This window comes from Microbulbifer maximicatervae (SeqCode) (assembly GCF_052467825.1).
Window position 1 is genome coordinate 62,863 of sequence record NZ_CP174327.1, and the last position, 13,668, is coordinate 76,530.

The 13,668-nt window shown below is 51.6% G+C and carries 11 protein-coding genes; 7 read left to right on the plus strand and 4 right to left on the minus strand.

The genetic code is table 11. From position 1 onward, the window contains the following. Positions 1-57: 57 nt before the first annotated feature. Together ACJJII_RS00355 and ACJJII_RS00360 are read right to left on the minus strand one after the other, a co-directional pair. The gene (locus ACJJII_RS00355) at positions 58-1,260 is read right to left on the minus strand and encodes a serine hydrolase domain-containing protein (protein WP_444917917.1); all 1,203 of its coding nucleotides are present in this window, start codon (positions 1,258-1,260) and stop codon (positions 58-60) included. A 240-nt stretch (positions 1,261-1,500) separates the two neighbouring features. Beyond that, positions 1,501-2,103, minus strand: a complete 603-nt coding sequence (locus ACJJII_RS00360; protein WP_444896448.1) for a peroxiredoxin — start codon at positions 2,101-2,103, stop codon at positions 1,501-1,503. A 314-nt stretch (positions 2,104-2,417) separates the two neighbouring features. Between ACJJII_RS00360 and ACJJII_RS00365 the strand changes: the two genes are divergently transcribed. Next, positions 2,418-2,648 (plus strand): bacterioferritin-associated ferredoxin, encoded by a 231-nt coding sequence (locus tag ACJJII_RS00365; RefSeq protein WP_413662956.1) that lies wholly within the window; start codon positions 2,418-2,420, stop codon positions 2,646-2,648. 1,105 nt (positions 2,649-3,753) lie between these two features. Then, entirely contained in the window at positions 3,754-4,245 is a 492-nt protein-coding gene (gene bfr / locus ACJJII_RS00370) for a bacterioferritin (RefSeq protein WP_020412720.1), read from the plus strand. Between the two features lie 111 nt (positions 4,246-4,356). On the opposite strand, the gene grxD is transcribed toward bfr, so the two are convergent. Then, complete coding sequence (grxD, locus tag ACJJII_RS00375; RefSeq protein ID WP_282933784.1) at positions 4,357-4,689, minus strand: Grx4 family monothiol glutaredoxin; 333 nt, start codon at positions 4,687-4,689, stop codon at positions 4,357-4,359. Positions 4,690-5,006: 317 nt separating this feature from the next. Between grxD and ACJJII_RS00380 the strand changes: the two genes are divergently transcribed. The 5 genes from ACJJII_RS00380 to ACJJII_RS00400 all read left to right on the plus strand — a co-directional run bounded on the left by ACJJII_RS00380 (position 5,007) and on the right by ACJJII_RS00400 (position 12,530). Next, the gene (locus ACJJII_RS00380) at positions 5,007-6,191 is read left to right on the plus strand and encodes an aspartate aminotransferase family protein (protein ID WP_444917918.1); all 1,185 of its coding nucleotides are present in this window, start codon (positions 5,007-5,009) and stop codon (positions 6,189-6,191) included. A 22-nt stretch (positions 6,192-6,213) separates the two neighbouring features. Continuing rightward, entirely contained in the window at positions 6,214-7,128 is a 915-nt protein-coding gene (gene argF / locus ACJJII_RS00385; RefSeq protein ID WP_444917919.1) for an ornithine carbamoyltransferase, read from the plus strand. A gap of 805 nt (positions 7,129-7,933) precedes the next feature. Then, positions 7,934-10,873 carry a ribonucleoside-diphosphate reductase subunit alpha gene (locus ACJJII_RS00390; RefSeq protein WP_444917920.1) on the plus strand — a complete coding sequence of 980 codons (2,940 nt, stop codon included), beginning with the start codon at positions 7,934-7,936 and terminating at the stop codon, positions 10,871-10,873. Positions 10,874-11,076: 203 nt separating this feature from the next. Beyond that, a complete protein-coding gene (locus ACJJII_RS00395; protein WP_444917921.1) occupies positions 11,077-11,214 on the plus strand; it encodes a hypothetical protein in 138 nt (45 codons plus the stop codon). Between the two features lie 71 nt (positions 11,215-11,285). Further along, a complete protein-coding gene (locus ACJJII_RS00400) occupies positions 11,286-12,530 on the plus strand; it encodes a ribonucleotide-diphosphate reductase subunit beta (protein WP_108734126.1) in 1,245 nt (414 codons plus the stop codon). A 278-nt stretch (positions 12,531-12,808) separates the two neighbouring features. Here ACJJII_RS00400 and ACJJII_RS00405 read toward each other — a convergent pair whose 3' ends face one another. After that, positions 12,809-13,555: a helix-turn-helix domain-containing protein gene (locus ACJJII_RS00405; protein ID WP_444917922.1), complete on the minus strand. Its 747-nt coding sequence runs from the start codon at positions 13,553-13,555 to the stop codon at positions 12,809-12,811. Between the last annotated feature and the right edge of the window lie 113 nt (positions 13,556-13,668).

Here is a 13,668-nt window from a genome sequence, read left to right on the forward strand (position 1 = left end):
TATTGGGATCAGCCAGCAGGTTTCAAGGGGGGAGGGACAATCACTTACCAGTGGAGATCAGCGATCTCCACTGGTTTGAGCGGTAGCGAGATTACCTTTGCCAGTAATATCGATCACGAAATTGGCAGTGAGATCTGAGATCACTCGGGACTCCGCATTCATCAGGATGGCAATACCCACTTTCAACTTTTCCGAATAGGCCACCGCCGCGCGGAAACCCGCAACCCAACCGCCATGGTAAATAATACGATCGTCACCAATGGTATAGAGGCGCCAGCCCAGGCCGTAGCCTGCATGAGACAGGTAGTCTCTCCAGATACGATGGCGCATATGGCGCTGGGTAGCGACTCGCTCAGTAGTCATATCGGCGATCACTTCCGGTGACAGCACCTTCGGGTAGTAGCCCATCTGCGCTTTCAACCACTGGGCCATATCGGAAATACTGGCATTCACTCCCGCCGCCGGTGCAGCAAAGTAGTATTCCTTCTCCACTTTTACCGGGCGCCAGCCGCTGCCTGTCTGAATATGGGGTGCCGCACGGTTGTCGGAGGCCATAAAGCTCTCCCAGCCGACCGATGCGTTCTGCATTTTCAGCGGGACAAAAATTCGCTTTTTCAGCTGGCTGGCAAAGGAGACCCCGGTCGCCTCAAAAATCACATCTTCAATAAGACTGAACAACACATTCTGGTAGCCGTAGCATTTTCCTGGCGTGCAGCGCGGATCGATATTGGCAAACTTGGGCAATATCTTGCTGAGAGGCTTGTTGTCCTCAAGGTAGTTGTCGTAGGCGTTGGGGGTCAGACCCGAGGAATGGCTGAGCAAGTGTTCCACCTGAAGCTGGCGAGACAACGAGGGCGTCTTAAAGCTCAGGTCCGGCACATAGTTGACCACCTTGTCATCCCATTTGAAGCGATCTTCATGCTCCAACATAGTGGCCATACTGGCAGCGAAGGTCTTGGATACCGATGCCAGACGGAACACCGTGTCCTGATCCACCTTGCCGGATTTACCCCTGACCCTGACGCCATAGGTGTCCATCGCGACCACCCGGTTGCCATCCACGATGACATAGGCGCCGCCGGGTATAGATTTACCCGCCATCATCTGTTTGAAGTATCGGCCAAACTGTTTGGCCCTGTCGTCTATATCAGCCGCTTGCGCAGGCAGGGACAGACTCCCCAGAATCATCAGGGAGAGGAAAAAACGTGCCATAAAAGCGCGCGTGCCGTAGACAATATTTGAAAGAATTGCAGGTCTCATAAGCAAATCGAGCCGCCAAAGCAATCCGGTAGTTGCAGATAAGACTAGCAGCCAGCGGGCAAAAACTCTATTTAGGCGCCACGCAGGACTGACCGCTGAATTCTAGTCTGCACTTTTCTCCGGCGCGGGGACGGCCATGCCAATCAGCGCAGATCAGCGCAACAAGGCTTGTACAAACAAAAAAACCGCCTTGCGGCGGTTCTTCTTTTGGGGTCCGGAGACCCCAACGCAAAAAGCGTCTTACAGCTTCTCAGCGTTCTCACTCAGGTAAGCCGCTACACCTTCCGGAGAAGCGTTCATACCTTTGTCGCCTTCCTGCCAGCCGGCGGGGCAAACTTCACCGTGCTCCTGGTGGAACGCCAGAGCGTCAACCATGCGCAGCATTTCGTCAACGTTACGGCCCAGCGGCAGATCGTTAACTACCTGGTGACGTACAGTGCCTTCTTCGTCGATCAGGAAGGAGCCGCGGAAAGCAACACCAGCGTCAGCTTCTACGTCGTACGCCTGGCAGATTTCGTGCTTTACGTCTGCAACCAGGGTGTACTTAACCGGGCCGATACCACCGTCGTTGACGGAGGTGTTACGCCATGCGTTGTGAGAGAACTGGGAATCGATGGATACACCGATTACCTCAACACCGCGCTTTTCAAACTCAGCGAAACGGTGGTCGAAAGCGATCAGCTCAGAAGGACATACGAAGGTGAAGTCCAGCGGGTAGAAGAAAACTACAGCCTTCTTACCTTTGATTGCTTCTTTCAGGTTAAAAGTATCGACGATCTCGCCGTTACCCAATACCGCTGCAGCGGTGAAATCCGGAGCCGGCTTGCCTACCAGAACTGCCATGAAAACCTCCTCAATCCAATGATGGGTTGTTGATGATACGTAGAGTGTTCAATTTATGAGCAATAGCTATAAATCGAATGGGAATTAATAGTGGGCCGCTATGATACACACCCACTTATTTCAGGCCCATAAATTTTTTAAATCAGGCTGATAGCAGAACGGCTATGCGTGAACTAACACCCAAAATAGGATGACCTACCCGCAAAAATGTACAAATAGCAAACAAAGAGGGTGAAATGCGACCATTCCGGAATCTTATTGACACTCATTCTCAATTGCAATAGGATTCCTACCTGACTACTATTGAGTAAGAGTTGAACAGAGCCACCGCCATGTATGTATGTATTTGTAAGGGCATAACTGACCGCCAGATTAAAGAGGCGATCTATGATGGCTCCACTTCGGTGAAGGCGTTGAGACGCCAGCTGGGCGTTTCATCTCAATGTGGACGCTGTGCCGAGCAGACCAAGGAGATCATCGATGAGACCATGAGCGGTGGGATGGTATCCTCTGCCAACAACGGCCTCTTCTACTCCGCCAGCTGACCGTCCAATATGGCCACCCTCCTCTGGTGGCCTCTATACCACTTTTATCTACCCAGCCCTCCAGCTCTTCGTAAAACCTTAAAAACCTGTATAAGACTCCCTTCCAAGTCGAACTAGCGTGCCTCCACTGTCTTTATCTCCGCTCTCAACCTGCAAGCGCGTCTCCCAGCTTTACATACCGGCCAAACTCTAGCCCTCCGATTTACTTACCTCTCCAATCTCACTGCAATACCCCTTGGATCGGAAAAGTTGGATATTGAGAAAATCTGTTTTAGAAAGCCTCAAAACAATTCCGTGATATTTTTGGTTTTTACAGCGCAGAGCGTGAATCTGCCATGAAAGCCTGTAGGATCGATCCTGTTAGGCAAGGCACTCGCAGCGACGTACCTAAAATCTGCTGACTTCAGGAGCCCGAAAGTATTACGGATTTATTCAGACACCGCTTTGTTAACCCCTTCGTAATCCACGTGACATTCGACAGTGGTCAACATCAATTCAGGGCATGAGTCCATCAACAAAATATCAACTCAATCGCTTTTATATTCCAGGTAACCATTCAATGAGTCGGTTAGATGGCAAACTATCAAAAGGTGGGATCATTTAATTTAGAAAAAAATCAATTATTCAAGCGCCATTCGAATACTAGAAAAGGTTTCGGCTCATCTTATAACTGCAAGCGTTTCACCCGTATATATAAATAAGAAGCATTATTAATACCAAACATGAAAACATTAACCTCAACTGAAATGCACAACCCACCAATAACAAGGGTTAATATTCGAAATAAATGACTTATTGTTGTATTGCTCACACAACCTAAATGATAATTATTTTCGTTGCCATTTTCGGCTAAATTTGCGTTAAAACCCTTGTTTTTCCTGCATTCCGCAAGAAAAATTATTTCTTGACTTGCCGCAAATCGCAACGCAAACTCAGCCCCGATTGCAGCTTAAACCCTAAAATAAAATTAGGTAAATCAGGCAGCCGCAGACTTTAGTGACTAATAAACTTTAGTAACTAAAAATATCAACTAATCTCTAGCGACTAACAAATAGGAACTCTCTGCAAACCTTATTGAGTTGGCAGGGCTTCAGGAGCACAGGCTATGAAAGGCGACCCCAAGGTAATTGAGCATTTAAATAAAGTACTGGGTAATGAACTGGTAGCTATTAACCAGTATTTCCTACACGCCCGCATGTACGACAATTGGGGTTTAAAAGAGCTGGGCAAACAGGAATATCACGAATCCATTGATGAAATGAAGCACGCCGATTGGCTGATCGAGCGCATTCTTTTCCTCGAAGGTATTCCCAACCTGCAGCACCTGGGCAAACTTCTGATCGGCGAAAATACCGAAGAGATGCTCAAGTGCGACCTGAAAATTGAATCCAAGGCCATTCCCGACTTGCGTGAAGCCATCGCCTATTGCGAGTCCGTTCGGGATTACGGCAGTCGTGAATTGCTGGAGAAAATCCTCGAGTCTGAGGAAGAGCATGTAGATTGGCTGGAAACCCAGCTGGAGCTGATCGACAAAGTTGGCATTCAAAACTACCTGCAAACTCAAATGGAAACTGCAGCCGGCCACTCTGGCAAGTAGTTTAAGTCCTCTCACAGGCATAAAAAAACCGCAGCTTCCGCTGCGGTTTTTTTTGTTTCTACAGTATGCCTACTACCTATAGCAGCAGACATATTGGAGCAAAAGCGGAAATTAATCCTCGCCTTCGCTCTCCGCTGATGCCTCATCAATCAAGGTTTTCAGCTCACCGTTCTCATGCATTTCCATAATGATGTCACAGCCACCGATCAGCTCGCCCTTAACCCACAGCTGGGGGAAGGTCGGCCAGTTCGCATACTTAGGCAGCTCAGCGCGGATGTCCGGGTTAGCCAGAATATCAACGTAGGCAAAGCGCTTACCGCAAGCCATCATCGCCTGGGAGGCCCGCATGGAAAAGCCGCACTGGGGGGCATTAGGGCTACCTTTCATATAAAGCAGAATGGTGTTATCAGCGATCTGCTGCTTGATGTTCTCCAGTGTATCCATAAGCGTGAAAAACCTCAGGTGGTCGAAGCAAAAAGTAAGTGTACAGGCACCATACCATCATCTGGTATAGCGCGCCGGCATCCATTGTACCCCAGTGGGGCCGGCAATAAGTACACCATCCCCTCGATGAAAGCAAAAACCGCAGATCTGCAATACCGGATACCATGTTGAAAATTCAGCCAGCCAGATAGCACACAGCTTATAAAGGCTGTGTTACCATTGCTCCAATCGATATAAAGTGCAGATTAAAAAGCTTAAACAGAATTTTCTGCGGAAAATAAACAGTCCAAATAGTCAATATTTAAGGAGATGCCCCGGTGGCCACCCCGACACTCATGCAAAACTATGGCGATCGAACCCTCACACTGGTGCGGGGTGAAGGCAATTATGTATGGGATGATCAGGGCCGACGATACCTGGATGCAATCTCTGGAATCGCCGTCTGCGGCCTTGGCCACTGCCACCCCAAAGTGACCCTGGCCCTGCACGAGCAGATTCGGACCCTGTTACATGTATCCAATCTCTACAATATCCCTGCGCAGGAGAAACTGGCAGACAAGCTGGTACAACTATCCGGTATGGACAATGTGTTTTTCTCCAATTCTGGAGCTGAGGCCAATGAAGCAGCGATTAAATTAGCGCGGCGGCTAGGCAATAGCCGCAACATTGAAACCCCTCAAATCCTGGTAATGGAAAGCGCTTTCCACGGCCGCACCCTGGCTACCCTGACAGCAACCGGCAATGAAAAAATCCAAGAGGGCTTCGGCCCTCTGCCCGAGGGTTTTTTGCGTGTGCCGTTTAACGATACCGCAGCCATCGAAAAGCTCGCAGGTGAGCGCAACGATATTGTCGCAGTGCTGGTTGAGCCGGTTCAGGGAGAGGGCGGTGTACGCGTGCCCACTTCCAACTACCTGGGGCAATTACGCGAACTCTGCGATCAATATAACTGGCTCCTGATGCTGGATGAAGTGCAAACCGGAAACGGGCGCAGTGGCAAAATGTTTGCCTACCAGCATGCAGACATATTGCCCGACGTGGTGACCACTGCCAAAGGACTGGGTAACGGTGTCCCTATCGGAGCCTGCCTGGCCAGGGGAGTTGCCGCACAATTATTTTCTGCGGGCACCCACGGCTCCACTTTTGGCGGCAACCCTCTAGCCTGCAGTGCCGCACTGGCAGTGATCGATACGCTGGAAAGTGAATGGCTGTTAGAGCGCGCCGAGGCATTGGGGCAACGCCTGCTGCATCAACTCAAACAACAGTTATCCGATTGCGACCAGGTCAAAGAGGTGCGGGGCTTGGGGCTGATGATCGGAATAGAATTGCAGCAGCCCTGTGCCAAACTGGTGGACATAGCCCGCGAGCGCGGACTGCTGATTAATGTTACCGCCGGCAATGTAGTACGCCTGCTCCCCCCACTCACACTCAGCGACGACGAGTGCCATCAATTGGCAAACGATGTCAGCTCACTGATTCACCAGTTTGCACTGCAAGCAGTCTGATGCAAAAAAAGGAGAACAGCTTATGGCGATCAGACATTTTCTCACCCTGACAGACTTGTCCTCGGAAGAGCTCAAGCAAATTATTGAGCGCGCGATCGAACTCAAAACACTGCGCACTCAAGGAATAAATACTGACCTTTTTCGCGGCAAAGTGCTGGGGATGATTTTTGAAAAATCCTCTACTCGTACCCGCGTTTCATTTGAGGCCGGTATGGCACAGATGGGAGGCAGCGCCCTCTTCCTATCTCCCCGCGATACTCAGTTAGGCCGCGGGGAGCCCGTTGAAGACAGCGCCCGAGTAATTTCCAGCATGGTGGATATGGTGATGATTCGCACCTTTGGCCACCAGGTACTGGAGCGCTTCTCAGAATATTCAAAGGTACCGGTGATTAATGCCCTCTCCGACAGCTACCACCCCTGCCAGCTGCTCGCAGATATCCAAACCTTTGTGGAGCACCGCGGCAGCCCTGAGGGCAAGGTGGTCGCCTGGGTCGGCGATGGCAACAATATGTGCCACTCCTATATTAATGCTGCCCGCCTGTGCAATTTTGAGCTGCGTATAGCCTGCCCGCCCGGCTACGAGCCCAACGCCAATATCCTCGCTTCGGCAAGTGATCGGGTCACCGTAGTACACGATCCGGTGGAGGCTGTTAAAGGGGCCGATTGGGTGGCCACCGATGTGTGGGCTTCCATGGGACAGGAAACTGAACAACAGATCCGCCTGAAAGCCTTCGAGAGCTTCCTGGTGGACCATGAGCTGATGAGCCACGCCAATAGCGATGCCATCTTTATGCACTGCTTGCCCGCCCACCGTGGAGAGGAGGTGAGTGCCGAACTTTTAGAGGATGGCAACATCTCGGTGGTATGGGATGAGGCTGAAAACCGCCTTCACGCGCAAAAAGCCCTGATGGAATTCCTCCAAGACCACAGTCGCTAACCCCTGAAAGGGTACAGCCACTCCTACGGTTGTACCCTGCTACCTGTACCCACTCTCCCGCGCCTTTCCCCTACAATGTATAAAAGATGCGATTGGCGACAAAAAATCCAAGAGATCGCTAAATTTAGCAATCGGCGCCAACGACTAATTTACAGCCAGCCAAGATGTCAGAATTAAATAAGCGTCAGTAAATTGAGCAATTGAGTACCACTTTGCTCAAAGAGCAGCCATTTGCAAATGGTTATTGCCGTTGTTAATTTACAGCGCTCTAGCTATTAAAAAAAATTGTAAGACACTGTACCCAGCGTTCTTTCCCGGCACCCACTCCTTTGCAGCCCAGGGCTGGCGGGCTCTGCCGCGAAAGTGGCTACTGACTCAGCACCTCTACCCACAATTTATCCACAAACAACTACATAGTTATTCGCCTTGAACTGACCCGCCTACCGCATTATCTTGTAGCGCACTCGAGGCCGACCCCCTATATATTGGGGTAGAGGCTCAAGAGCACCCCCATTATGTGGGGCAAATTCCGGCGCACCACCACACTTTTTGGCGGTGGGCGTCAGGCGCTGCTTTTTTCAAAGCAGAATCAGAGGTAAGCGGGCGGAATGGAATTTCCGCCACAGGCAGCAGCTGGCAAACCTTTTCAGATAGCCGGTGACAAGCCGCCTGTTTCCAGTGTCCACAGCTGTGGATAAACACTGGCAAAGCGAAGGACACGCTCCGCCATGCCACACAGTCATGTGGCCGCCGTTCTTTTGAACGCACGCGGACAGACAACAGAACAAACCTTTCGGAGATTTACATGCACACAGAGACAGGGCGCTCTCAAGCCGTGCCTGCGGAAAAATCAGGCACCTCCAGCGACCAGGCGACTGGCGGCACGACTCTGGCCGCTACTGCACCGGGCCAGATCCGCGTAATCAAGCGCAATGGCACCGTTGTACCCTACGACGACAGCAAAATCGCCGTCGCCGTAACTAAAGCCTTCCTCGCTGTTGAAGGCGGCACCGCCGCTGCTTCCAGCCGTGTCCACGAGCAAGTTGAAGAACTGGTCGGCCAGATCAGTGCCACTTTCAAACGCCGCATGCCCTCTGGCGGCACTATCCACATTGAAGAGATCCAGGACCAGGTAGAGCTGGCCCTGATGCGCGCCGGTGAACAAAAGGTTGCCCGCGACTACGTACTCTACCGTGAAGAACACGCCCGCCTGCGCGCAGAGAAAGAAAAAACCGCTCAAATTGCCGAGCAAGCTGTCGATGCCCACCCCAGCATCCGTGTAAAGCAGGACGATGACAGCCTTGCACCCCTGGATATGGAACGCCTGCGCACCGTTGTCAAAGAAGCCTGTGAAGGCCTGAAAGATGTCGACAGCGCGGCAATTCTTAACGAAGCCCTGAAAAACCTGTACGACGGTGTTTCCGAAAACGATATCAATACCGCGCTGGTAATCACTGCGCGCACCTTGGTTGAGCAGGAGCCCAATTACACCTTCGCTACCGCCAGCCTGCTGCTGGACAAGCTGCGCTCCGAAGCTCTGCGCTTCCTCGGTGTTGCCGAGCGCGCCACCCAGCACGAGATGGAAAAGCTGTACGCCTCTACCCTGCCCACTTACGTGAAAAAGGGTATCGAGCTGGACCTGCTGGACCCTGCGCTGGCCACCTTCGACCTGGAAAAACTCGGCGAAGCTCTAAAAGGCGAGCGCGATCACCAGTTCACTTATCTGGGCCTGCAGACTCTGTACGACCGCTACTTCCTGCACAGCGACGATATTCGTTTCGAGCTGCCGCAGATCTTCTTTATGCGCGTCGCCATGGGCCTCAGCATTAATGAAGAGAACAAAAACGAGCGCGCGGTAGAGTTCTACAACCTGTTGAGCTCTTTCGACTACATGAGTTCCACCCCGACCCTGTTCAACGCCGGCACCCTGCGCCCGCAGCTGTCCTCCTGCTACTTGACCACGGTACCGGACGACCTGCACGGCATTTACGGCGCGATCCGCGATAACGCCATGCTGTCCAAGTGGGCAGGCGGTCTCGGCAATGACTGGACGCCGGTGCGCTCCCTGGGTTCCTATATCAAAGGCACCAACGGCAAGTCCCAAGGTGTTGTGCCCTTCCTGAAAGTGGCCAATGACACCGCAGTGGCCGTCAACCAGGGCGGTAAGCGCAAAGGCGCTGTCTGTGCCTACCTGGAAACCTGGCACCTAGATATCGAGGAATTCCTCGAGCTGCGCAAAAATACTGGTGACGACCGCCGACGCACCCATGATATGAACACCGCCAATTGGGTCCCCGACCTGTTTATGAAGCGCGTGTTCGAAGACAAAGAGTGGACCCTGTTCTCCCCGGCCGATTGCCCGGACTTGCACGACCTGTTCGGCACCGCATTCGAAGAGCGCTACAACCACTACGAGCAACTGGCTGCCGAAGGCAAGCTGCGTCTGTTCAAGAAGATCCGCGCACTAGACCTGTGGCGCAAGATGCTGGGCATGCTGTTCGAAACCGGCCACCCCTGGATCACCTTTAAAGACAGCTGCAACCTGCGCAGCCCGCAGCAACACACCGGTGTGGTTCACAGCTCCAACCTGTGCACCGAGATCACTCTCAACACCAAGGCCGACGACGAAATCGCCGTGTGTAACCTGGGCTCCGTGAACCTGGCTCAACACATTGGTGAGAACGGTGAACTCGACCGCACCAAGCTGGCCAATACCGTAAAAACTGCGGTGCGTATGCTCGATAACGTTATCGATATCAACTACTACGCAGTTGAAAGTGCACGTCAGTCCAACATGCGTCACCGCCCTGTGGGCATGGGCCTGATGGGCTTCCAGGACGCGCTGTACAAAGCCGGCATCGCCTACGCCAGCGACGAAGCCGTCGCCTTTGCCGACAACACCATGGAAGCGATCAGCTTCGAAGCCATCTCCGCTTCCAGCGACCTGGCTGCCGAGCGCGGCAAGTACCAGACCTACGAAGGCTCCCTGTGGAGCAAAGGTGTTCTGCCACTGGATTCCATCCAGATCCTGGCTGAACAGCGCGGCCAGCAGTTTATCGAACAGGACACCAGCTCCACTCTGGACTGGGACGGCCTGCGCGAGAAAGTAAAAGCCCAAGGTATGCGCAACTCCAACGTAATGGCGATCGCTCCTACTGCGACCATTGCCAATATCACCGGGGTTTCCCAGTCGATCGAACCGACCTACCAAAACCTGTATGTGAAATCGAACCTGTCCGGCGAATTCACCGTAGTAAACCCCTACCTGGTACACGATCTGAAAGATCGCGGCCTGTGGGATCAGGTCATGGTTAACGACCTGAAATACTACGAGGGTTCTGTACAGAAAATCGATCGCGTACCGGAAGACCTGAAAGCGAAATACCGCACCGCGTTTGAAGTGGAGCCGCGCTGGATCGTGGACGCTGCCAGCCGTCGCCAGAAGTGGATCGACCAGGCCCAGTCCCTGAACCTGTATATTGCCGGCGCCGACGGCAAGAAGCTGGACCTGACCTATCGCATGGCTTGGTTCCGTGGCCTGAAAACCACTTACTACCTGCGCGCACTGGCTGCCACCACCACAGAGAAATCTACGGTAAATAGCGGCACCCTGAACGCGGTAAGTGCACATGGCGGTAGCAACGGAGTGGCTGCGGCAGCACCTGCTGAGCAAGCTGCACCTGCACCGGCCGCAGTGCCTCAGGCCTGCTCACTGGACGACCCGGATTGCGAGGCCTGCCAGTAAAATTTAAGCCCCTTTTTTATAGGGGCTGCACTGACTCTCGGGGGAGAGCGTCGTAACCGCAAGTGCGGGCATGACCATGCGCAGCGACCCCGGTCCACCCATTATTTTAATAGTGGGTAATACCATAGGGACCGGGGATCGGCTGCGGCTTATTTTCCCGAGAAAACCCAGTGCAATTGCCAGCGAAAATTCAGTGCAAATAAATGCACAAAAGCGCAGCAAAAATTGATCTGGCACAGGATTTTCTGTGCCCAGGCGAGTTAAAAATACGAGCCTGTAATGAATTATTACCGGTAAAAAATATCACCGGTATGTCATCCCTGGTTGCTCACAATTTGTGAGTAATACACCAGGAAGATTTAAGAATTTTTTATCGAACTTTCGATAGTGAGACCGATCAAAAGGGCCAACTATGCTGAGCTGGGACGACATCGACACCAAGCCCCAACAACCTGAAAAAGCAACCGAACCGCGACCGACGCCGGAGGCCCAGGCAAAATCCGTGCAGGAGCCCAGCGCTTCCTACACAGCCGCTCCGGCGTCGCCTGCGGCCCAAAGCGGCTCCACTGCCGTTGATGCCGCCCGTGCCGCAGTTGCTAATATGGACCCGGCTCCCGGCCTGGAAGAACTGGAAATGGGTGCGGCCCGTATCCAGGTAGATGAAAAACGCATTATTAATTGCCGCGCTGACCTCAACCAGTTGGTTCCCTTTAAATACGACTGGGCATGGCAAAAATACCTGGACGGCTGCGCCAACCACTGGATGCCCCAGGAAATCAACATGAACAAAGACGTGTCCATGTGGAAAGACCCCAACGGTCTGACCGAGGACGAGCGTCGCATCGTGGAATACTCCCTGGGCTATTTCTCCACCGCAGACTCCCTGGTTGCTAACAACCTGGTATTGGCGATCTACCGCCATATCACCAACCCTGAGTGCCGCCAGTACCTGCTGCGCCAGTCTTTTGAAGAAGCCATTCACACCCACGCCTACCAGTACTGTGTAGAATCCCTGGGTATGGACGAAGGTGAAGTCTTCAATATGTACCGCGAAGTGCCTGCGGTTGCCAAAAAAGCGGCCTGGAGCCTATCCCACACCCAGGCCATCGGTGATCCCAACTTCAAAACCGGCACCGTTGAATCCGACCAGGAGCTGCTGCGCAACCTGATCGCCTTCTACGCTGTCACTGAAGGTATCTTCTTCTACTGTGGCTTCAGCCAAATCCTGTCCATGGGTCGCCGCAACAAAATGACCGGTGTTGCCGAGCAGTTCCAGTACATCCTGCGCGACGAGTCTATGCACCTGAACTTCGGCATTGACGTCATCAACCAGATTAAGCTGGAAAATCCACACTTGTGGACAGCGGAATTCCAGCAGGAAGTGACCCAGATGATTCTCGAGGGTATGGAGCTTGAAGTAGCTTATGCCCGCGACACTATGCCCCGCGGCGTACTCGGCATGAATGCGAATATGATGGAGGAGTACCTCCAGTTTATCGCCAACCGCCGCCTTAGCCAGCTGGGCCTGAAAGAGCAGTTCCCTGGCGCTCAGAACCCATTCCCGTGGATGTCTGAAATTATGGACCTGCGCAAAGAGAAAAACTTCTTTGAAACCCGCGTTATCGAATACCAAACCGGCGGCGCACTGCAGTGGTAAGCGCTTGTGAGTCACAGCATTAAGTGACTCAAATCACAGCATCTGGTGACTTTGAGAATATTTCTTATTTGCCAGGTTAAGCGTTTAGAAATATATAAAAAAGGTTTATAAATACTAATTGCGAGGTTTCGTTCTAACGAAACCTCGCACCACAGGCTGTAGAAATGGAATTACTACAAAAAGAGTCACTCACAGGAAGTGATGTATTGAAGCGGGCATAATGCCCGCTTTTTTTATACCTAATTGGAAGTGATAGATTTGATCTAAACTAATCTACATTAGAGATCATCGTCCCTATAATCCTCTTCAAAATGCTTTAGTTGTTCCTCGTAATAAGCCTTATCAGTCTTAATCGATTTAGGATCTAAAGCTAACCCTTTAGAAAAAGTTCTTTCGACAACTAATGCTGAACAGTAGGCAACCTCATTCGCTTTTTCTCCTAAAATGAAATTAGCATTTGTCAGATATATTGCATACCGAATAGCCCCACTAAAGAAATCAATCGCAGCTCTTCTTTCAGGAGAGTTGATATCTTCGGACATACCCCCGAAATACCCTTGAACTCTTAGCAACCTTTTATTCTCTCGAACCTTGGAATTTGGATGGCACCTGATCCAATAGTTCATCAAGAACTCCGGACTTAGCTCTAATAGCGAGCAATACTCGAATAGAAACTCTGCCGGGGGGTATCGATTACCCTTCTCATAGTCATGGAGAGTGTTTTTACTAATACCAAGCTGATTGGCAACTTCTCGAATAGACATCATTTTTAACCCTAGACGCCTTGCATGCCGCTGATAGTCCCTAAAATTTTGCGGCAAGACGAGCAATTCTTCGAATGTCTGAAAAGCTTCAGGTTTTGAACTCTGCTTACCAGGAGGAAGTGACTCCTGAGTTAATTTTTGCCAATAATCACGTGCTGCTAAATTACGATACTCAGCCTCATCCGGTTTACGCACCATCCGCAAAATCTCACCAAATTTCACCATAAGAGATTTCTCTGTTTTCGTTAACTGGTGATTCATTCGAATGGCTCCTCATAAGTCCTTGTAAAACCTACTAATTCTGGCATACCTCCAACTTTTTGTCCCAGTTTGCTGGGACAGTAAATGACACCTCATTACCATTCCCACGAGAC

What these genes read in the sequence shown, in the direction of transcription:
- ACJJII_RS00390 (WP_444917920.1), top strand. Translation starts at nt 7,934, where the DNA reads ATGCACACAGAGACAGGGCGCTCTCAAGCCGTGCCTGCGGAAAAATCA.
- ACJJII_RS00360 (WP_444896448.1), bottom strand. Translation starts at nt 2,103, where the DNA reads ATGGCAGTTCTGGTAGGCAAGCCGGCTCCGGATTTCACCGCTGCAGCG.
- ACJJII_RS00355 (WP_444917917.1), bottom strand. Translation starts at nt 1,260, where the DNA reads ATGAGACCTGCAATTCTTTCAAATATTGTCTACGGCACGCGCGCTTTT.
- ACJJII_RS00395 (WP_444917921.1), top strand. Translation starts at nt 11,077, where the DNA reads ATGCACAAAAGCGCAGCAAAAATTGATCTGGCACAGGATTTTCTGTGC.
- grxD (WP_282933784.1), bottom strand. Translation starts at nt 4,689, where the DNA reads ATGGATACACTGGAGAACATCAAGCAGCAGATCGCTGATAACACCATT.
- bfr (WP_020412720.1), top strand. Translation starts at nt 3,754, where the DNA reads ATGAAAGGCGACCCCAAGGTAATTGAGCATTTAAATAAAGTACTGGGT.
- argF (WP_444917919.1), top strand. Translation starts at nt 6,214, where the DNA reads ATGGCGATCAGACATTTTCTCACCCTGACAGACTTGTCCTCGGAAGAG.
- ACJJII_RS00400 (WP_108734126.1), top strand. Translation starts at nt 11,286, where the DNA reads ATGCTGAGCTGGGACGACATCGACACCAAGCCCCAACAACCTGAAAAA.
- ACJJII_RS00405 (WP_444917922.1), bottom strand. Translation starts at nt 13,555, where the DNA reads ATGAATCACCAGTTAACGAAAACAGAGAAATCTCTTATGGTGAAATTT.